This is a genomic window from Nocardia sp. alder85J (genome assembly GCF_020176955.2).
In the GTDB taxonomy this organism is placed as follows: Bacteria; Actinomycetota; Actinomycetes; order Mycobacteriales; family Mycobacteriaceae; genus Nocardia.
The window spans coordinates 185,240-202,886 of the sequence record NZ_JAIUCZ020000010.1 but is presented as its reverse complement, the minus strand read 5'-3'; the positions used below and the strand labels follow the sequence as shown (position 1 = coordinate 202,886).

The following is a 17,647-nucleotide window of genomic DNA, read 5'->3' as shown; positions in this document are numbered from 1 at the left end:
CCCCGGCGGGAACGGCCGGGTGCGGCGGAGCCGGGCCGAGATGAGCGGCGTGGCCGGGAACGGTTCAGCGCGGGCCGAATTGGCGGTCGCCGGCGTCGCCGAGGCCGGGCACGATGTAGGCATCCGCATTCAGCCCGGAATCCACCACCGCGGTGACCAGCCGCACCGGGTGACCCGAAGTCTCCAGGGCCGCAATGCCTTCCGGTGCGGACACCACACAGATCGCGGTGATGTCGGCGGCGCCGCGGGCGAGCAGCCGGTCCAGGGTGTGCAGCATGGAGCCGCCGGTGGCCAGCATCGGATCCAGCACGAGCACCGGCGTCCCGGACAGATCTGCGGGCAGCGATTCCATGTAGGGCACGGGCTGGTGGCTGTCCTCGTCGCGGGCGATGCCGACGAAACCCACGCGCGACTGCGGGACCAGCGCACTGGCGGCCTCGACCATGCCCAGCCCGGCCCGCAGCACCGGAACCAGCAGCGGCGGGTGGGCCAGCCGCGTCCCCTGCGCCACGGCGACGGGCGTGGTCACCGGAAAGGTCGCGACCGGGGCGTCGCGCAGCGCCTCGTAGATCAGCAGGCCGGTCAGATCGCGCAGCGCCGACCGGAACACCGGATCCGGGGTGCGTTCGTCCCGCAGGGTGGTCAGCAACGTGGCAGTCAGTGGATGATCCACGATCAGCGTGCGCATGGCCACACCATAGAGTCTGCGGAGCACAGGCGGCGGCTGGGGAAGTTTTCCGGTCGCGCCGGAACCGGACCGCTGTGGGGCGCGTCCAAGTGGTCGAATGACGTACCCTGCCATAGGAACAGCACGATGGGGGATGTTGTATGGAGAGACTCTCGGTCGACACCCAGGGCGTCGCGGCGTACGGCGCCACCGCTACCGGCCTCGCCGGTGAGATGGGCTCCGCAGCCACCAGTGCCGCGGCCGCCGATCCACTGGTGCTGGGCCCGATCTTCGGGTTGATCGGCGACGATTTCGTCCGGGCCTACGCCGCGGCCCACGCCGGCCACGTGGCGGCCATCAGCCAGCTGTCCACGGTGCTGGGCTCGATGGGCACCGCCGCCACCGGCACGGCCGCCACCTATTCCGAATCGGAGCGTGCGCACGCGGACGCGCTGCGCGCGGTCGAAGGGGAGCTGACATGAGCCCGGTGATCGACGTGGACGCCCTGGCCAAGCCGATCACCGATCTGCTGGCCGGTTTCGGCACCGGGGTCCTGCCCGGCGGCGGTCCCGCCGACGCGCTACGGCAGTCCTCCACGACCATCGACGGTGTCGAGCAGTCCGGTCGGCAGAGCATCGACCAGCTCGGCGAGTCCTGGCAGGGCGGCGGCGGAGATGCCGCCGCCGACAAGGCGATGCGCGTACAGACCGCGGCGGCGACCATCTCCGACCGCGGCAACGGCATGGCCGACGTGCTGGCCCTGGCCGCCACGTCGATCCAGACCGGGCAGCAGGAACTCGGCGGCGTGCTCCAGGATTTCGTGCAGTCGGTGACAGCACTCGGCCCCGCCGCCGCGACCCCGGCGGGGATGGCCACGGTGGTGAACTCCGCCATCGACCATCTCGGCCGGGCCATGGCGGTGGTGACCCGGGTCCGCTCCGATCTGGACACGCACACCGCCACGATGACCGAGCTGACCCCGCCGCCGCCCACCCCGCCGCCCGCGGCCGCACCCGTGCCGGCGGACCTGATGAGCATCGTCACCGACGGCGCCCGGCAGGCCGCCACCATGCTCGGTCTCGGCGGTTCGGCGCTCACCGGGCTGCTCGGCACCGGCGGCGCCGTGCCCGCCCCGGCGGACCCGCTGAACCAGATGGCCGCGCCGCCACCGCTGATGCCCGGTCATCCGGACGCGGTGGCGATCTCGCTACCCGACGGCAGTCAGGTGGTCGCCCCGAATCATCAGGCCGCGACCGCGGTGGAGGCGGCGATCGGCGCGGTCGGCACCCCGTACGTGTGGGGTGGCAACACCCCCGGCGTCGGCCTGGATTGCAGCGGGCTGACGCACTGGGCCTACGGCCAGGCCGGAATCGACCTGCCCCGGACCGCCGCCGACCAGAGCGCCGGCGCCATGCCGGTCTCCCCCGGCGACCTGCTGCCCGGCGACCTGGCAATCTGGGACGGCCACGTGGCGATGGTGGTCGGCAACGGCCAGATGGTCGAGGCCGGCAATCCGGTGCGCATCGATCCGATTCGAACGGAGAACATGGGAATGGCGTTCCACGGCTTCTACAGGCCGACGGCGTAATGGGGCACACCGAATGAGTTCCGAGCAGAAGCCGCCGGTCCCCGCGGTCACGGTGGCGGTCAGCAGCAACCGGTCCGGCACCATCAGCGTGCGCGCGACCGATCAGGGCATGCCGGTCGAGATCAGTTTCGAGCGCAGCGAATACCGTTACGGCGCAAAGGCTCTGGCCTCGGAGATCCTGCGCTTGACGAAGCGCTCGGCGATCGTGGCCAAGGCCCGCCGCCGGGAAGTGCTGGCGGAATCCGGCATGCCCGGCGAATTGCTGGACAAACTCGGCCTGCCCACCCGCCAGTCGGCCGTGGACGAGCTGGACCGGATCGACGACGAGGACACGGGACCCACGAGCTGGATGAGGCCGGTATGAGCGCGGAGATGGATGCGCTGGTCGCCAACGCGACGGAGAAGCTGGAGGCGCTGGAGGCCGCGCTGTTCGGACTGAAACAGGTCCGTGGCCAGTTCACCAGCGACGACGGTCTGGTGAGCGTCGAGGTCGACAGCGACGGCGCCATGGTGGGACTCGCGCTGGCCGAGTCGATCACCGGCCATACCCCCGCCGACGTGGGGCAACTCATCATCTGGGCCTGCCAGCAGGCGGCCCAGGACGCCGGCCGGCAACGGTCGGAAGTGGTTGCGACCCTCAACTCCGCGTTCGTCGCACCCGCTTCGGGAAGCGTTGCGGGGCGGGCCGAATAGTGCCGCGGACAAGGGCTCGATAGGCTTCCGGTCATGGCTTCTGGAGACATCGTCCCGATCGAGCTCGGCCTGACCGACGGCGACCTCGTCACCCTGTGGGCACCGCGTTGGCGGGACGGTGACGACGAATGGGAGGCATTCCTCGGACACGAGGAGGCGCTCTACGGATTCGAGTCGGTCGCGGAGCTGGCCGCCTTCATCCGCACCAACGACGACAACGATCTCGTCGACCATCCGGCCTGGAAGGTCGTGGCCGGATTGTCCGCCGCGGAGCTGGAACCGGAGGAGCAGTACGCCTTCGATCTGGTGGGCGTCCCGGAACTCGCGGCCGGTGAGCCGGATCCGGAGACCATCGCCGAGCTCGAGGAGACGCTCGACATGGTTCGCACCATCGGCGAGGTGTGCGAGCTCGAGGTGGTGATGAAGTTCTTCGGGTCGCACCCCGTGCTCGGTGCCCTGCCCGCCGGGGTGAGCGCCTTCGCCGGTCGCGAGGGCCAGGAGCTGTGGGACCAGATCGGCGCGGCCATCGCCAAGGACTGGGACCAGGTCATCGACGCCATCGACTCGGTGGTGCAGACCCCGGAGGTGGACGCCGCGGCGGTCGCCGTCGCCGAGGCCGAACTGCTGGCCGCCGAGGAGAACATCGTCGACGCCGAGGATGTCGCGGAGACCGACGACCCGGACGAGTTCGAGCAGGTCGATCTGGATGCCGAGGACGAGGAGGACGAGGAGGAGACCTTCTGGAACACCGTCGGCATCGATCCGGTGAAGATCATCACCTCCGACGGCACCTGGTTCACGCTGCGCTGCTATCTCGACGACGAGCCGGTCTTCCTGGGCAGCGACGGCAGCATCACGGTCTTCACCTCCGAGCGCGCCCTGGCCCGCTACCTCGCCGACGACCACGACCACGATCTGGCCCGGGTGAGCACCTTCGACGAGGTACGTACCGCCGCCACCGACGGCTCGCTGGATGTCGAGGTCACCGAGGAGAACGTCTACGTACTGCCCGGCCTCGCCGACGATCTGGCCGTCGGGCCGCGGCAGGTGGATGTCGATCAGCTCGATCTCGTGGTCGAACTGCTCACCGACGCAGCCGATTACGCGAATGACGACGCGGTCGAGCAGGCGCTGGCGAAATCCACGCCGCTGGGCTGGTACGTGTCGTACCTGCTGGAGCCGGACCCGAACCGGATGGCCCCGAGCCCGCCGTTCGCGACCGAGGCCGACGGCTGGCGGGCTCTGGAGCAGGCATTCGAGGCCCGGCTCGTGCAGGGCTGAGGGGTCAGCCGAGCAGCACCGCGTACCCGGGCTTGATCACCTCGTCGATGAGGCGCAACCGGTCCGGGAACGGGATGAAGGCCGACTTCATCGCATTGATGGTGAAGCGCTCCAGGTCGCTCCAGCCGTAGCCGAAGGTCTCGACCAGTTTGAGCATCTCCCGGCTCATGTCGGTATCGCTCATCAGGCGATTGTCGGTGTTGACGGTGACCCGGAAGCGCAGCCGCGCCAGCAGGTCGAACGGGTGCTTGTCCAGGGACGGCACCGCACCGGTCTGCACATTCGACGACGGGCACAGCTCCAGCGGAATCCGTTTGTCCCGAACGTAATTGGCGACCAAGCCGAGGCGCAGCCCGCTGTGGTCGGGCACGGTGCTGCCCTCCGGCGCCGGGGTCGCCGAGGAGACCTGGGCGTCGAAGATGTCGTCGGTGATCCGCACCCCGTGCCCGAGCCGATCGCAGCCGCAGAACGCCAGCGCCTCGTGGATCGAGGGCAGCCCGAACGCCTCACCCGCGTGAATGGTGAAGTGCGCGTTGTTGGCTCGCATGTACTCGAAGGCGTCCAGATGCCGGGTGGGCGGGTAACCGGCCTCGGCGCCGGCGATGTCGAAACCGCCCACGCCGCGCTGCCGGAATCGCACCGCCAACTCCGCGATCTCCAGTGAGCGCGCGGCATGCCGCATGGCGGTCAGCAGGCAGATCACCCGGATCGGCGTACCCGCCGCGGCGGCGATCTCCTCACCCTCCCGGAAGCCGGCGAGGGTGTGCTCGACCACTTCGTCGAGGGTGAGCCCGCGTTCGAGGTGCTGTTCGGGGGCGAACCGCACCTCGGCGTAGACCACCCCGTCGGCGGCCAGGTCCTCGGCGGCCTCGCGGGCCACCCGGCGCAGTCCCTCCGGGGTCTGCATCACGGCGACGGTGTGGGCGAAGGTTTCCAGATATCGCACGAGCGAGCCGCTGTCGGCGGCGTCGCGGAACCAGTTGCCGAGGGTCTCGGCATCGGTGGCCGGTAGTTGATCGTAGCCGCAGCCGGCGGCCAACTCGAGCACCGTGGCGGGCCGCAGGCCCCCGTCGAGGTGATCGTGCAGCACCGCCTTGGGCGCCCGGCGGATCGAGGCGAGATTCAGAGGCGTCGGTCCAGTCATGTACCGACGCTAGCCGCATCGGACGCGGCGCGCAGTCGACTTCCCGTGTGTCCATCCTCTCGACGGCATGTCGTCGACCGCCGTGTCCGGCCCGGTCACCTCGCGATCCGGTCCAGGAGCAGCGGGGATGCCGCAACGTCGGCATCCCCGATCGTGTACGACCCGTGCAGCAGGTCACAGGCGTCGCCGACGAGTTCCGGCCGGTCGGCGTGCAGGGTGTAGACCGGGTCACCGGCCGCGACCCGGTCGCCGGGCCGCACGTGCACCTCGATGCCCGCGGCATGGTCGATGGCGTCACCCTGCCGGGCCCGCCCGGCGCCGAGCAGCCACGCCGCCCGCCCGACCAGCAGCGCGTCCACCCCGGCCACGATTCCGGCTCGCGACGCCGGCACCTGCTCGCGGTGGCGTGCGGTGGGCAGGGGTGCGTCCGGATCGCCACCCTGCGCGGTCACCATGGCCCGCCAGTGGTCCATGGCCCGGCCGCCGACGAGCGCGTCGGCCGGGTCGACATCGTCGATTCCGGCCTGCGCCAACATCTCTCGCGCCAGCGCCAGGGTGAGCTCGACCACGTCGGCCGGGCCGCCACCGGCCAGCACCTCGACCGATTCGGTGACCTCGAGCGCATTGCCCACCGCCCGGCCGAGCGGGACGTCCATCGCGGTCAGCAGCGCCACCGTGCGCACCCCCGAATCGGTGCCCAGTTCGACCATGGTGGTGGCCAGCTCCCGCGCGGCGGCCAGATCCTTCATGAAGGCGCCGCTGCCCACCTTGACGTCGAGCACCAGTGCGGCGGTGCCCTCGGCGATCTTCTTGCTCATGATCGAACTCGCGATCAGCGGGATGGACTCGACGGTGCCGGTGACATCGCGCAGGGCGTACAGCCGTTTGTCGGCCGGGGCGAGATCGGCCCCCGCCGCGCACACCACCGCGCCGATCGCGGGGTCTGCCAGGATCTCCCGCATCCGGTCCGGCGCGACGTCGGCCTGCCAGCCGGGAATCGACTCGAGCTTGTCCAGGGTGCCGCCGGTATGCCCGAGCCCGCGGCCGGACAGCTGCGGCACCGCGGCCCCGCAGGCGGCGACCAGCGGCGACAGCGGCAACGTGATCTTGTCGCCGACCCCGCCGGTGGAGTGCTTGTCGACGGTGGGACGACGCAACTCCGGGAACGACATCCGCTGCCCGGAGGCGATCATCGCCGCCGTCCAGCGCGCGATCTCGCGGCGGGTCATCCCCCGCCACACGATCGCCATCGCCAGCGCCGACATCTGCTCGTCCGCCACCAGGCCACGGGTGTACGCGTCGATCACCCAGTCGATCTGCGCGTCGGACAGCTCCCCGCCGTCACGTTTGGTCGTGATCACCGCCGTCGCCGATTGCTCGCTCGCCATGGGCACCAGCCTTACAGACCGGCCGCCGCATCGCAGCTGTCGACAGCCTCACGCACCCCTTCGACGTTCCCCGCACACCCGCCGAGGTTCTCGCACCGATTTCCGCGGGCGAGGGGTTGTCCACCACGCCGCAATCCGCCGTCGGCCCCGCACCGTCCCGTCACGGTCCCGCTGCGGCGGTGGCGCCCGGACGACACCGGTCCGCCGACGGCGGACCCGCCCACGGCCCGAAGCGCCATCCCATGCGTTCTCGCTACTGCTGCCCCGCCGCCAGGTCGTCGGGCCCGAAGGCGTCCGGCAGCAGTTCCCGCAGGGGCCGCGGGCCGCCCTTGTGGTCGACGAGCAGCGCCCCGCCGCCGTGCTCGAACAGCAGCTGGCGGCAACGTCCGCACGGCATCAGAATTTCGCCGCGCGAATCGCACACGGCAACGGCCAGCAAACGCCCGCCTCCGGTCGCGTGGAGGTTACCGATGAGTACACATTCGGCACACAGGCCCAGTCCGTATGAGATATTTTCCACATTGCAACCGGCCACAATTCGTCCCGTGGTGGTGAGCGCCGCGGCCCCGACCGGAAACCTCGAGTAGGGCGCATAGGCATTCTGCATGATTTCGGATGCGTTGTGGCGCAAAGCATTCCAGTCAACTTCGGACATAACGGACCTCCGGGGAAACACGTCGCGAGTGACGGTACGGCACCCGTTCGGAACCCTGCGACTTCTCAGGCAAGGCAAACCTAACTCGCCGAATTGCGGCATAACGACCGGCACGCCGAATTAGTTCCGTCAATCGCCGAGGATTAGAGTTCTCGACAGATCGGTCCAGGTTCCCGGCGGCCATCCGGCACACAGGCCAACCGGGTCTCGGCTCCGGCTACGAGCTGGTGTTCTCCTACAGCCGCTACTGCGTCCAGAGTAGCGGGATCACGGAGCCCGCACGCCGAAATCTGCGACCGCATCCGACTAGCCGGCTCGCCGGCGTGTCCATCGACGACGTTGGAGGCACCGCACTTCATGACGACCATCGAAGCTCCGGCCAGGCCGAAGCGGAAGTCCCTGTACCGCGGCGACCCGGGCATGTGGTCCTGGGCCCTGCACCGGATCACCGGCGTGGCGATCTTCTTCTTCCTGTTCGTGCACGTGCTCGACACCGCGCTGGTACGGGTGAGCCCGGACACCTACAACCGGGCGATCGAGACGTACAAGAACCCGGTCGTGGCCCTGCTGGAGATGGGCCTGGTGGTGTGCGTGCTGTTCCACGCGCTCAACGGCCTGCGACTGATCCTGGTCGACTTCTGGTCGAAGGGCGTGAAGTACCAGCGCCTGATGCTGTGGATCGTCCTCACGGTCTGGGTCCTGGTCGCGGGGGCCGGGGTCGGCCGCCAGCTCTTCTACATGATCACGACGGAGCTCTGAGACCACATGACTGCACCTGTTCTCGGCAAGTCCTACGACCGGCCCGCGAGCCTCGACGCCCCCCGCGCCCCGCGCCGCACCAAGGGCAACAACTTCGAGAAGTACGCGTGGCTGTTCATGCGGTTCTCCGGCCTGCTGCTGATCGTGCTGGTGTTCGGCCACATGACGATCATGCTGATGCTCGACGGCGGCGTGAAGCGGATCAACTTCGGCTTCGTGGCCGGCCGCTGGGCCAGCCCCTTCTGGCAGCTGTGGGATCTGGCCATGCTGTGGCTGGCCCAGCTGCACGGCGGCAACGGCCTGCGCACCGTCATCGACGACTACGCCCGCAAGGATCAGACCCGGTTCTGGCTGAAGGCCCTGCTGGCCGTCGCCATGATCCTGATCATGGGCGTGGGCAGCTACGTCATCTTCACCTTCGATCCCAACATCAGCTAGGAGCAGGCCACCGCGATGAGCGAGCAAAGCGAAGGAACCATCGGTACCGGTGGGTCTCGTCCCGTCGAGGAACACCGGTACGACGTGGTGATCGTCGGCGCCGGTGGTGCGGGGATGCGCGCGGCGATCGAGGCCGGGCCCCGGGTGCGGACCGCCGTGCTCACCAAGCTGTACCCGACCCGCAGCCACACCGGCGCGGCCCAGGGCGGCATGTGCGCCGCGCTGGCGAACGTCGAAGAGGACAACTGGGAGTGGCACACCTTCGACACGGTCAAGGGTGGTGACTACATCGTCGACCAGGACGCCGCCGAGATCATGGCCAAGGAGGCCATCGACGCGGTGCTCGACCTGGAGAAGATGGGCCTGCCGTTCAACCGGACCCCCGAGGGCCGCATCGACCAGCGCCGATTCGGCGGTCATACCCGCGATCACGGCAAGGCGCCGGTCCGCCGCGCGTGCTATGCCGCCGACCGCACCGGTCACATGATCCTCCAGACCCTGTACCAGAACTGCGTCAAGCACGACGTGGAGTTCTACAACGAGTACTACGTGCTGGACCTGGTGCTGACCGACACCAATCGCGGCCCGGTCGCCACCGGCGTGGTCGCCTACGAGCTGGCCACCGGCGATCTGCACGTGTTCCACGCGAAGTCGATCATCTTCGCCACCGGTGGTTCCGGCCGGATGTACAAGACCACCTCCAACGCGCACACGCTGACCGGCGACGGCATGGCGATCGTGTTCCGCAAGGGGCTGCCGCTGGAGGACATGGAATTCCACCAGTTCCATCCGACGGGCCTGGCGGGCCTGGGCATCCTGATCTCCGAGGCCGTGCGCGGCGAGGGCGGCATCCTCCGCAACTCCTCCGGCGAGCGGTTCATGGAGCGCTACGCCCCCACCATCAAGGACCTGGCGCCGCGCGACATCGTGGCCCGCTCGATGGTGCAGGAGGTCCGGGAGGGCCGCGGCGCCGGTCCGAACAAGGACTACGTGCTCATCGACGTGACCCACCTCGGTGAGGACGTGCTCGAGGAGAAGCTGCCCGACATCACCGAGTTCTCCCGCACCTACCTGGGTGTGGACCCGGTGAAGGAGCCGGTGCCGGTCATGCCGACCTGCCACTACGCGATGGGCGGCATCCCGACCCGGATCCACGGCGAGGTGCTGCGCAACAACACCGACGTCGTCCCCGGCCTGTACGCCGCCGGCGAGTGCGCGTGCGTGTCCGTGCACGGCGCCAACCGGCTGGGCACCAACTCGCTGCTGGACATCAACGTGTTCGGCCGCCGCGCGGGCATCGCCGCCGCCGAGTACGCGCAGCGCGCGCAATTCGTGGAGATGCCGGAGGAGCCGGCCCGGATGGTGCAGACCTGGCTGGCCGGTCTGCTGTCCGAACACGGCAACGAGCGGGTGGCCGACATCCGCGGCGAGCTGCAGATCGCGATGGACGACAAGGCGGGCGTGTTCCGCACCGAGGACAGCCTCAAGGAGATGCTGACCGTCATCCATGCACTGAAGGAGCGGTACAGCCGGATCACCGTGCAGGACAAGGGCCGTCGCTACAACAGCGATCTGCTGGAGGCCGTCGAGCTGGGCTTCCTGCTGGAGCTGGCCGAGGTCACCGTGTTCGGCGCGCTGAACCGCCGGGAATCGCGCGGTGGCCACGCCCGCGAGGACTACCCGAATCGCGACGACGTCAACTTCATGCGCCACACCATGGCGTACAAGCAGGTCGAGCCCGGGGCGCAGGCGAACCTCCTCGCCGAGATCCAGCTGGACTTCAAGCCGGTCGTGCAGACCCGTTACGAGCCGATGGAGCGTAAGTACTGATGACTGCCGTTGCCGAGACACCGCAGCAGGCCGCCCCGGTCCCCGACGGTTCGACGCTGATCACCGTCAAGATCGCCCGGTTCAACCCGGAGGACGGCCGCGGCGAGCACTGGGAATCGTTCCAGGTTCCGGTGCTGCCCACCGACCGCTTCCTGAACGTGCTGATCTACATCAAGAGCTACCTGGACGGCACGCTGACCTTCCGCCGCTCCTGCGCCCACGGCGTCTGCGGGTCGGACGCCATGCGCATCAACGGCGTGAACCGGCTGGCGTGCAAGGTGCTCATGAAGGATCTGCTCCCCAAGAGCGGCAAGCCGCTCACCATGTCCGTCGAGCCGATCCGCGGGCTGCCCGTGGAGAAGGATCTGGTGGTGAACATGGAACCGTTCTTCGAGGCGTTCCGCGCGGTGAAGCCGTACCTGATCACCACCGGCAACGAGCCGACCCGGGAGCGCATCCAGTCCCAGGCCGACCGGCACCGCTTCGACGACACCACCAAGTGCATCCTGTGCGCGTGCTGCACCACCTCGTGCCCGGTGTACTGGAACGACGGCAGCTACTTCGGCCCGGCCGCGATCGTGAACGCGCACCGCTTCATCTTCGACAGCCGGGACGAGGCCGCCCAGGAGCGCCTGGACATCCTCAACGACGTCGAGGGTGTGTGGCGCTGCCGCACCACCTTCAACTGCACCGACGCCTGCCCCCGTGGCATCCAGGTGACGAAGGCGATCACCGAGGTCAAGCGGGCACTGCTGTTCGCCCGCTGAGTCACCGCGAAACATCCGGGCCGCCTTCCCTTTTCGGGAAGGCGGCCCTTTTCGCGGACAGCGCGCGGCGGGACCGGAACCGCCGGTGGGCCGCGATGGCGGCTATGAGTTTGCTGTTGCCGGTCCGTGGCCGCCCGGAGCCGGACGGACCGGCACCTCGACCCGGATCAGGGCTCGCCGTCGTCGGAGAATTTGTCCATGATCAGGTCCCCGACGACGATGACCAGGCCGAGGAGGGTGCAGACGACACCGATGCCCGGTCGCTGATCATCTGCCCAGGACAGCGCGACGGGGTGACAGCCGGTGAGATCGAGGATCAGGAAGCCGACACCGAAGACGGTCAGCCAGCATCCGAAACGCACCACCCGATGATTGTCGCCGTTCGCGCCGGATCCGGCGACCCCCGGCGGGATACGACTGGACAGTTTGCGTAGTTCGCCAGGGGTTTGTTGTCGGATCCGGCACGCAGTGCTTGCATCGAGTCATGTTCGAGGAGGCACAGCTGTACTCGCCGGTAACCAAGGGTGCCGACGGCGTCACGGTGCACCTGAGCGACGAACATCCCGGCGTGCACGACCCGGAGTATCGGGCCCGCCGCAATGCGATCGCCGCCCTGGCGCTCGACCACCGGCCGGGAGAACCGCTGCCCCGGATCGGCTACACCGACGAGGAGCACGAGGTCTGGCGGATCGTGTCCGCCGAACTGGCCCGCAAGCACGCCCGCTACGCCGCCACGGAGGTGCTGGTCGGCGCGCATCGGCTGGGCCTGCCGTCGGACCGCATCCCGCAGCTGGACGAGGTGTCGGCGGCGCTGGCGCCGCTGAGCGGATTCCGCTACGTCCCGGCGGCGGGGCTGGTGCCGCTGCGCGAGTTCTTCGGCTCGTTCGCGGACCGGATCTTCCACTCCACCCAATACATTCGCCATCACTCCGCCCCGCTCTACACGCCGGAACCGGATGCGATCCACGAGATCATCGGCCACGCCAATCAATTGGCGAGCCCGCGGTTCGCGGCGATCTACGCCGAGGTGGGCGCGGCCGTGGCGCGACTGCGGACCGAGGCGGCACTGCACTTCCTGGCCAACGTGTTCTGGTTCTCGCTGGAGTTCGGCGTGGTCCGTGAGCACGGCGAGGTGCGCTGCTACGGCGCCGGGCTGTTGTCGTCGTACGGCGAGATCGGCGAGTTCCGGCACGCCGAACTGCGGCCGCTGCACATCGCCGAGATGGGGACCGCGGTGTACGACATCACCCACTACCAACCGGTGCTGTACTGCGCCGAGTCGATCGCCGAGATCGAGGACGTGGTCGGCGGATTCTTCGCGGCCATGACCGACGACTCGATCCCGGCCGCGGCACACTGACCGCCGCTACAGCGGCATGCCGGCCTGCATGAAATCCAGGATCTGCACCATGCGCTCGAGGTCGAGTTGCCCGTTGTCGAAAACGGTCGTCAGCGCGCCGATCATCGCGCCGGCGAAGGCCCGGACCTCCAGCGATTCCGTGGCCCGGCCGGTGCGGCGGGCCACCAGTTCGGCGGTCATCTCCACGGTGCGCTGGAGTTCGTAGATCAGGACGCCGTGCAGTTCCGGGATGGTGTTGACCAGTCGCACGCGCTCCTGTTCGAAGGCGAATTCGTCGCTGTTCATCGAATGGAAGGTCGCGATCGCGGCGCGCTTGAACGCCTCCAGCGGGGTCAGCTCCGGCGGTTGCTCCTCCAGCGCCCGGATCAGGATCGGGTCCAGGTCGTCGACGAGCACCACCTGCTCCTTGGAGGGGAAGTACCGGAAGAAGGTGCTCGGTGAGATGTCGGCCGCGGCGGCGATCTGCTCGACCGTGGTCTCCGCGTAGCCCTGCTCGCGGAACAACCGGAACGCCTCGGTGCGGATGGTCCGGCGGGTTCGTTCCTTCTTGCGCTCCCGCAGGTTCATCCCGGACGAACCGGGACGAACCTGCGTCGGCGGCGCTTTCGAGTCAGCCGACATGGACCGATTCTCCCGCATCCACCGGTTGCGGATCAGCGGACCTGGGCGATCGAGTGAAAACGGCCGCCAGCACGACCCCGAGCAGGCACAGGCCCGCGCAGACCCAGAGCATCACGTCCATGCTGTCCACGAAGGCCGTCCGGACCTGGTCCAGCAGCGCCGGATCGTGCAGCTTGTGCGCGACCGCGACCCCGGCGTTGACCCCGTCGGAGATCGGCGCCCGGTCGTAGGCACCGAGCCCGGAGCGGTAGTGGGTGGCCAGCACGGTGCCCAGCACGGCCACGCCGATGGTGCCGCCGGCCTGCCGCAACGCCTGCAACAGCGCCGAACCGGTGCCCGCGCGCTGCGCCTCGAGTTCGCCCATGGCCATGCCCATCGCCGCCGGCATCACCAGGCCCATGCCCGCACCGATCAGCGTGATCCACAGCGCGGTGTAGCCGTAGCCGGTGCCGACCCCGGTCAGCGCGCCCAGGCCCAAGCCCACCGCCAGGATCGCGAACCCGAGCGGCAGCACCGTCCGCAAGCCGGCCCGGGTCAGCAGTGTGTCGGCGGCCCGGGTGCCGACCAGCAGACCGCCGAGCAGCGGCAGCAGCCGGAGCCCGCTGCCGAGCGAGTCGACGCCGAGCACCGCCTGGAAGTACTGCGGCACGGTGAAGAACAGGCCGAACATGGCGAAGTTGATCACGATCATATGCGCTGTGCCCCAGGCGAATCCGCGATTGCGGAAGAGGGCGGGATCGATCAGTGGATTCGCGACGCGGCGCTGCCACACCACGAAGGCCGCCAGCACCGCCACGCCCGCGGCGACCACGGTCCAGCCCAGCCCGTCACCCCAGCCCTGGCCGAGCCGGATGAAGCCGTAGGTCAGCCCGGTCATGCCGAGCACCGACAGCACCACGCCCACCAGGTCGATGCGGAAGGCATGCGCGCTGCGCGACTCCGGGACCAGCGCCGCGACCGCGATCAGGCCGACGATCACCAACGGCACGTTGATCAGGAACACCGAACCCCACCAGAAGTTGCGCAGCAGCCAGCCACCCACGATCGGGCCCAGCGGCAGGCCGATGGCGGTGGAGGTGACCCAGATGGTCAGCGCCCGCTGCCGATCCGCCTGATCGGGAAACATACTGGGCAGCACCGACATCGACAGCGGCATCATCACCGCCGCGCCGACGCCGAGCACCGCGCGGGCGGCGATCAGTTCGGCGGAGGTGGTGGCCAGCGCGCAGGCCGCCGACGCGACGCCGAACAGGGCCAGCGCGGCCAGCAGGAAACGTTTGCGGCCGTAGCGGTCGCCGAGCGCGCCCGCCGGAATCATCAGCGCGGCCAGCGCCAGCGTGTAGGCCGCGGTGAACCATTGCAGCGCAGCGGTATTCGCATGCAGATCGACGGCCATGGTGGGCAGTGCCACGGTCAGCACCGTGGTGTCGAGACCGATGGTGAGCATGGCCAGGGCCAGCGCGCCGAGGGCGAGCCAGCGTGGGCTCAGCATCTTCATGCTAGTTCCAATCACTTGGTTGCTTCTCTTATATGAGAGAGTCTCTCATTTTGCATTGCCTGTCAATAAGCGGCGTGTCAACCCGATCCCGGACAGCGGCGTGGCGACCCGAGATTTAAGCTGCAAGGCGATGAGCATCCGCACCCCTCGGCGTCGCCCCCGCCGACTACGCTCGCTCGGCGCCGCGGCACTGGTCGCCGGCATTCTCTGCGGCACGGCACTGACCGGCCTCGATACCGCCGTCGCCGGTGCGCAACCGGCGCCCACGACGCCGTTCACCACGCCGAACACCGACGACTGCCCGAACAAGGTGTCGCCGCCCCCGCCGATGGACACCTCCGAGGTGCCCGCTCCCGGCGATCCCACCCCGACGCCGCTGCCCGTACCGTCGCCGCCGATCGGTGGACCCAAGATGGGTCAGTGCGGCGTGGTACTGCCGCCCGGCGTGCCGCCGGTGCCGGCCGACATCTCCGCCACCGGCTGGGTGATCGCCGACCTGAACAGCGGCCGCGTCCTCGCCGCGAAGGATCCGCACGGCCGCTACCGGCCCGCCTCCACGATCAAGACGCTGCTGGCCATCGTCGCGCTGCGCACCCTGGACCTGACCAAGGTGGTGATCGGCACCCAGGAGGATGCCAACGTGGAGGGCACCCGCGTCGGCATCGGCCCCGGCGGCCGCTACACCAACAAGCAACTGATGCAGGCGCTGATCATGTGCTCCGGCAACGACGCGGCGCACGCCATCGCGACCCAGCTCGGCGGTGAGGAGGCCACCGTCGCCAAGATGCGGGCCGAGGCCGAGCGGCTGCACGCGATGGACACCCGGCCCGCCACCCCGGCCGGGCTGGACGGGCCCGGCATGAGCACCTCGCCGTACGACCTGGCCACGATCTTCCGCGAGGCGATGACCATCCCGACCTTCGCCGAGCTGATCCACACCGAACAGGCCGATTTCCCCGGCTATCCGGCCGACCCCAAGATCCCCGGCGACAAGGACCACCCCGGCTTCGTCATCGCCAACGACAACCGCCTGCTCTACGATTTCGACGGCGATCTGGGCGGTAAGACCGGCTTCACCGACGACGCCCGGCAGACCTTCGTCAACGCCGCCGAGCGCAACGGCCACCGGCTGGTCATCACCCTGCTGAAGGCCGACGTGCTGCCCATCCGGCCACCCGAACAGGCCGCGCGCCTGCTGGACTGGGCCTTCGCCTTCCCGCCGGCCGCCTACGTCGGCTCGCTGCCCGACAACAGCCGCTCCCAGCCGGGCAATCCCGGCGTGTCGCTGGCGGTACCGCCGCCGCACGACGCCGACGAGGCCGGTGATGAGGAGAAACCCGCCCACGACGATCTGCCGACCTACATCCTGGCCGGCGGCATCGTGGTGGCGCTGGCGCTGGTGGTCGCGGCATGGTGGGTCTCCGGCCGGGGCCGCCGCCGACGCTGACCAGGCAGGCGGCAATCGGATCGCGGCGATCGCAACCCTCGCGTACCGGGCACGCCGGTGATGAAGTGAAGAAGCGCCGGGCGCCTGGTTGCCGCGCCCGGCGTCGAAACCCTCCCGGCTCCGAGTCGCTCACCCGGCTCGGAGCCGGGCTCGGTCTCCTGCCCCGGTGATGCGGCGGCCCGGCCGGCCGGGCCGCACACCGGGATCCGGCCCCGCTGCGGCCGCAGGTGCGGGCTATCCAGGTGCCGGGCCGGGCCCGGTCCGGCGTCGCCGCAGGCGCTCGCGCACCTCGATCAGGCCGGGGGCCGGGGCGCCGGGCAGGAGTTCGCCGGTGCCGGGTTCGCCGGTCGGGCCGAGGAAGTCGGCGACGGTGTCGGTCAGCCGGTACGGGTTGGCCGACAAGCGGAAGCCGAGCAGGCCGCGCAGCCGGGCGAGTTCCGCGCGGACCGTGCGCGGATTTCCGGTGGGGCCGTAGATCTCGTGGGCGAGTTCGACGGCACTGAGGCCGTCCGGGTGCGCCAGCAGCAGCACCACGATCTCGCTGTGCCGCAGGCCCAATCGGTGGGTGACGCCGTCGATGTCGATGGTCGCGAACTTCCGGCCCAGCGCCGACACCGCGGCGACCGGTTCGCTGCCGCGTGTCGCGTAGACGACGAACGGGCCGGTGGCCGAGAGACTTTCGAGGACGACCCGGCGACCGTCCGGCAGCTCCCGCACCCCTTCCTCGGGCTGCGGCCAGGTGGCGGGCAGCCAGCCCGCGGGCTCCGCGTGCAGGACCCGCCCATCGTGGGACAACAGCGCCGCGCGGTCGCCGGAGCGCCGCAGCACCCGTTCCAGGTACCGATTACGGACCTCCGCGTCGCGCCGCCAGGTCAGTTCGGCCAGCCGGGCCTCGGCCAGCCGGGCGGCCGTGGTCACCAGATGCAGTGCCAGCGAACGGGTGTCGCGATGGCCGCAGGTGACGTCGACGGCCCCGAGCACCACACCGGTGGCCGGATCGCGAATCGGCGCGGCCGCGCAGGTGAACTCGGTCGCCGCCGAGAGATAGTGCTCGGCCCCGTTCACCTGGAACGGACGGCCCAGGGCCAGGGCGGTGCCCACACCGTTGGTGCCCGCGCCCGCCTCGTTCCAGCTCGCCCCGGCGACCAGGTGCACCCGCTCGGCAAGGCGGACGACCTCGGGTTCGCCGCGCACCCACAGCAGCTGACCGGCGGCGTCCGCGACGGTCAGCAGATGGCCGGGCTCGGTCGCGGCGCTGCCCAGCGCCTGTTGCAGCACCGGCCAGACGGCCGCGAGCGGGCCCTCGGCCCGCCGTCGTGCCACCGCGTCCTCGTCGAGCGTGATGCGGGGCAGCTGCCGATCCGGTCGCAGCCCGTAGCCACGGGCCCGTTCCCAGGATGCCCGCACATCGGCACGAACTCGACCGGCACGTGCCTCGGCATGCCAGTCGTCGCGAACGCCCGCGACCCGCTTCTGCTCTGCCTCGTCCATCGCCGCCCCGTGAACCCGCA

General features: G+C 69.7%; 19 protein-coding genes. 11 read left to right on the top strand and 8 right to left on the bottom strand.

The genetic code is table 11. The features are described 5' to 3' along the window. Nucleotides 1-64: 64 nt before the first annotated feature. Complete coding sequence (upp, locus tag LBW94_RS33340) at nucleotides 65-688, bottom strand: uracil phosphoribosyltransferase (RefSeq protein WP_225059514.1); 624 nt, start codon at nucleotides 686-688, stop codon at nucleotides 65-67. A gap of 140 nt (nucleotides 689-828) precedes the next feature. On the opposite strand from upp, the gene LBW94_RS33335 reads away from it, so the two are divergent. Genes LBW94_RS33335 through LBW94_RS33315 form a run of 5 tightly spaced genes read left to right on the top strand, consistent with a single transcriptional unit; the run spans nucleotide 829 to nucleotide 4,229 of the window. Beyond that, nucleotides 829-1,149: a type VII secretion target gene (locus LBW94_RS33335; protein WP_225059515.1), complete on the top strand. Its 321-nt coding sequence runs from the start codon at nucleotides 829-831 to the stop codon at nucleotides 1,147-1,149. Then, nucleotides 1,146-2,255, top strand: a complete 1,110-nt coding sequence (locus LBW94_RS33330) for an NlpC/P60 family protein (protein ID WP_225059516.1) — start codon at nucleotides 1,146-1,148, stop codon at nucleotides 2,253-2,255. The genes LBW94_RS33335 and LBW94_RS33330 overlap by 4 nt, the downstream gene beginning before the upstream one ends. Nucleotides 2,256-2,268: 13 nt before the next feature. Beyond that, nucleotides 2,269-2,619: a hypothetical protein gene (locus LBW94_RS33325; protein ID WP_225059517.1), complete on the top strand. Its 351-nt coding sequence runs from the start codon at nucleotides 2,269-2,271 to the stop codon at nucleotides 2,617-2,619. Next, on the top strand, nucleotides 2,616-2,948 hold the full coding sequence (locus LBW94_RS33320) for a YbaB/EbfC family nucleoid-associated protein (protein ID WP_225059518.1): 333 nt from the start codon (nucleotides 2,616-2,618) through the stop codon (nucleotides 2,946-2,948). Before LBW94_RS33325 ends, LBW94_RS33320 begins: the two co-directional genes overlap by 4 nt. 33 nt (nucleotides 2,949-2,981) lie before the next feature. After that, entirely contained in the window at nucleotides 2,982-4,229 is a 1,248-nt protein-coding gene (locus LBW94_RS33315; RefSeq protein ID WP_225059519.1) for a primosomal protein, read from the top strand. 4 nt (nucleotides 4,230-4,233) lie between these two features. Here the strand turns inward: LBW94_RS33315 and LBW94_RS33310 are convergent, their stop codons facing one another. The 3 genes from LBW94_RS33310 to LBW94_RS33300 form a co-directional block, all read right to left on the bottom strand. Further along, a complete protein-coding gene (locus tag LBW94_RS33310) occupies nucleotides 4,234-5,373 on the bottom strand; it encodes an adenosine deaminase (RefSeq protein WP_225059520.1) in 1,140 nt (379 codons plus the stop codon). Between the two features lie 95 nt (nucleotides 5,374-5,468). Further along, nucleotides 5,469-6,761 carry a thymidine phosphorylase gene (locus LBW94_RS33305; RefSeq protein ID WP_225059521.1) on the bottom strand — a complete coding sequence of 431 codons (1,293 nt, stop codon included), beginning with the start codon at nucleotides 6,759-6,761 and terminating at the stop codon, nucleotides 5,469-5,471. Between the two features lie 253 nt (nucleotides 6,762-7,014). Continuing rightward, entirely contained in the window at nucleotides 7,015-7,416 is a 402-nt protein-coding gene (locus tag LBW94_RS33300) for a cytidine deaminase (protein ID WP_225059522.1), read from the bottom strand. A gap of 357 nt (nucleotides 7,417-7,773) precedes the next feature. On the opposite strand from LBW94_RS33300, the gene sdhC reads away from it, so the two are divergent. From sdhC to LBW94_RS33280, 4 genes are read left to right on the top strand one after another with little or no spacing between them, the layout of a single operon-like run. Beyond that, a complete protein-coding gene (gene sdhC, locus LBW94_RS33295; protein WP_225059523.1) occupies nucleotides 7,774-8,175 on the top strand; it encodes a succinate dehydrogenase, cytochrome b556 subunit in 402 nt (133 codons plus the stop codon). A 6-nt stretch (nucleotides 8,176-8,181) separates the two neighbouring features. Continuing rightward, nucleotides 8,182-8,613 (top strand): succinate dehydrogenase hydrophobic membrane anchor subunit, encoded by a 432-nt coding sequence (locus LBW94_RS33290; protein WP_225059524.1) that lies wholly within the window; start codon nucleotides 8,182-8,184, stop codon nucleotides 8,611-8,613. Nucleotides 8,614-8,628: 15 nt separating this feature from the next. Next, nucleotides 8,629-10,443, top strand: a complete 1,815-nt coding sequence (gene sdhA / locus LBW94_RS33285; protein ID WP_225059525.1) for a succinate dehydrogenase flavoprotein subunit — start codon at nucleotides 8,629-8,631, stop codon at nucleotides 10,441-10,443. Then, nucleotides 10,443-11,210 carry a succinate dehydrogenase iron-sulfur subunit gene (locus tag LBW94_RS33280; protein WP_225059526.1) on the top strand — a complete coding sequence of 256 codons (768 nt, stop codon included), beginning with the start codon at nucleotides 10,443-10,445 and terminating at the stop codon, nucleotides 11,208-11,210. The genes sdhA and LBW94_RS33280 overlap by 1 nt, the downstream gene beginning before the upstream one ends. Nucleotides 11,211-11,377: 167 nt before the next feature. On the opposite strand, the gene LBW94_RS33275 is transcribed toward LBW94_RS33280, so the two are convergent. Further along, complete coding sequence (locus LBW94_RS33275; protein ID WP_225059527.1) at nucleotides 11,378-11,575, bottom strand: hypothetical protein; 198 nt, start codon at nucleotides 11,573-11,575, stop codon at nucleotides 11,378-11,380. Nucleotides 11,576-11,694: 119 nt separating this feature from the next. On the opposite strand from LBW94_RS33275, the gene LBW94_RS33270 reads away from it, so the two are divergent. After that, nucleotides 11,695-12,570, top strand: coding sequence for a phenylalanine 4-monooxygenase (locus LBW94_RS33270; RefSeq protein ID WP_225059528.1), 876 nt, complete (start codon nucleotides 11,695-11,697; stop codon nucleotides 12,568-12,570). A 6-nt stretch (nucleotides 12,571-12,576) separates the two neighbouring features. On the opposite strand, the gene LBW94_RS33265 is transcribed toward LBW94_RS33270, so the two are convergent. Then, the gene (locus LBW94_RS33265; protein ID WP_225059529.1) at nucleotides 12,577-13,191 is read right to left on the bottom strand and encodes a TetR family transcriptional regulator; all 615 of its coding nucleotides are present in this window, start codon (nucleotides 13,189-13,191) and stop codon (nucleotides 12,577-12,579) included. Beyond that, nucleotides 13,181-14,689: an MFS transporter gene (locus tag LBW94_RS33260; protein WP_225059530.1), complete on the bottom strand. Its 1,509-nt coding sequence runs from the start codon at nucleotides 14,687-14,689 to the stop codon at nucleotides 13,181-13,183. Before LBW94_RS33260 ends, LBW94_RS33265 begins: the two co-directional genes overlap by 11 nt. A gap of 130 nt (nucleotides 14,690-14,819) precedes the next feature. On the opposite strand from LBW94_RS33260, the gene LBW94_RS33255 reads away from it, so the two are divergent. Next, the gene (locus LBW94_RS33255; RefSeq protein ID WP_225059531.1) at nucleotides 14,820-16,136 is read left to right on the top strand and encodes a D-alanyl-D-alanine carboxypeptidase family protein; all 1,317 of its coding nucleotides are present in this window, start codon (nucleotides 14,820-14,822) and stop codon (nucleotides 16,134-16,136) included. Nucleotides 16,137-16,370: 234 nt separating this feature from the next. Here the strand turns inward: LBW94_RS33255 and LBW94_RS33250 are convergent, their stop codons facing one another. Beyond that, nucleotides 16,371-17,627 carry a GAF domain-containing protein gene (locus LBW94_RS33250; RefSeq protein ID WP_225059532.1) on the bottom strand — a complete coding sequence of 419 codons (1,257 nt, stop codon included), beginning with the start codon at nucleotides 17,625-17,627 and terminating at the stop codon, nucleotides 16,371-16,373. Nucleotides 17,628-17,647 lie beyond the last annotated feature (20 nt).

Excerpts from the sequence above, each read along its gene's own strand:
- LBW94_RS33280 (WP_225059526.1), top strand. The coding sequence starts at position 10,443 with ATGACTGCCGTTGCCGAGACACCGCAGCAGGCCGCCCCGGTCCCCGAC.
- sdhC (WP_225059523.1), top strand. The coding sequence starts at position 7,774 with ATGACGACCATCGAAGCTCCGGCCAGGCCGAAGCGGAAGTCCCTGTAC.
- LBW94_RS33310 (WP_225059520.1), bottom strand. The coding sequence starts at position 5,373 with ATGACTGGACCGACGCCTCTGAATCTCGCCTCGATCCGCCGGGCGCCC.
- LBW94_RS33315 (WP_225059519.1), top strand. The coding sequence starts at position 2,982 with ATGGCTTCTGGAGACATCGTCCCGATCGAGCTCGGCCTGACCGACGGC.
- LBW94_RS33305 (WP_225059521.1), bottom strand. The coding sequence starts at position 6,761 with ATGGCGAGCGAGCAATCGGCGACGGCGGTGATCACGACCAAACGTGAC.
- LBW94_RS33255 (WP_225059531.1), top strand. The coding sequence starts at position 14,820 with ATGAGCATCCGCACCCCTCGGCGTCGCCCCCGCCGACTACGCTCGCTC.
- LBW94_RS33335 (WP_225059515.1), top strand. The coding sequence starts at position 829 with ATGGAGAGACTCTCGGTCGACACCCAGGGCGTCGCGGCGTACGGCGCC.
- LBW94_RS33270 (WP_225059528.1), top strand. The coding sequence starts at position 11,695 with ATGTTCGAGGAGGCACAGCTGTACTCGCCGGTAACCAAGGGTGCCGAC.
- LBW94_RS33250 (WP_225059532.1), bottom strand. The coding sequence starts at position 17,627 with ATGGACGAGGCAGAGCAGAAGCGGGTCGCGGGCGTTCGCGACGACTGG.
- LBW94_RS33300 (WP_225059522.1), bottom strand. The coding sequence starts at position 7,416 with ATGTCCGAAGTTGACTGGAATGCTTTGCGCCACAACGCATCCGAAATC.
- LBW94_RS33330 (WP_225059516.1), top strand. The coding sequence starts at position 1,146 with ATGAGCCCGGTGATCGACGTGGACGCCCTGGCCAAGCCGATCACCGAT.
- upp (WP_225059514.1), bottom strand. The coding sequence starts at position 688 with ATGCGCACGCTGATCGTGGATCATCCACTGACTGCCACGTTGCTGACC.
- LBW94_RS33290 (WP_225059524.1), top strand. The coding sequence starts at position 8,182 with ATGACTGCACCTGTTCTCGGCAAGTCCTACGACCGGCCCGCGAGCCTC.
- LBW94_RS33325 (WP_225059517.1), top strand. The coding sequence starts at position 2,269 with ATGAGTTCCGAGCAGAAGCCGCCGGTCCCCGCGGTCACGGTGGCGGTC.
- LBW94_RS33260 (WP_225059530.1), bottom strand. The coding sequence starts at position 14,689 with ATGAAGATGCTGAGCCCACGCTGGCTCGCCCTCGGCGCGCTGGCCCTG.
- LBW94_RS33265 (WP_225059529.1), bottom strand. The coding sequence starts at position 13,191 with ATGTCGGCTGACTCGAAAGCGCCGCCGACGCAGGTTCGTCCCGGTTCG.
- LBW94_RS33320 (WP_225059518.1), top strand. The coding sequence starts at position 2,616 with ATGAGCGCGGAGATGGATGCGCTGGTCGCCAACGCGACGGAGAAGCTG.
- sdhA (WP_225059525.1), top strand. The coding sequence starts at position 8,629 with ATGAGCGAGCAAAGCGAAGGAACCATCGGTACCGGTGGGTCTCGTCCC.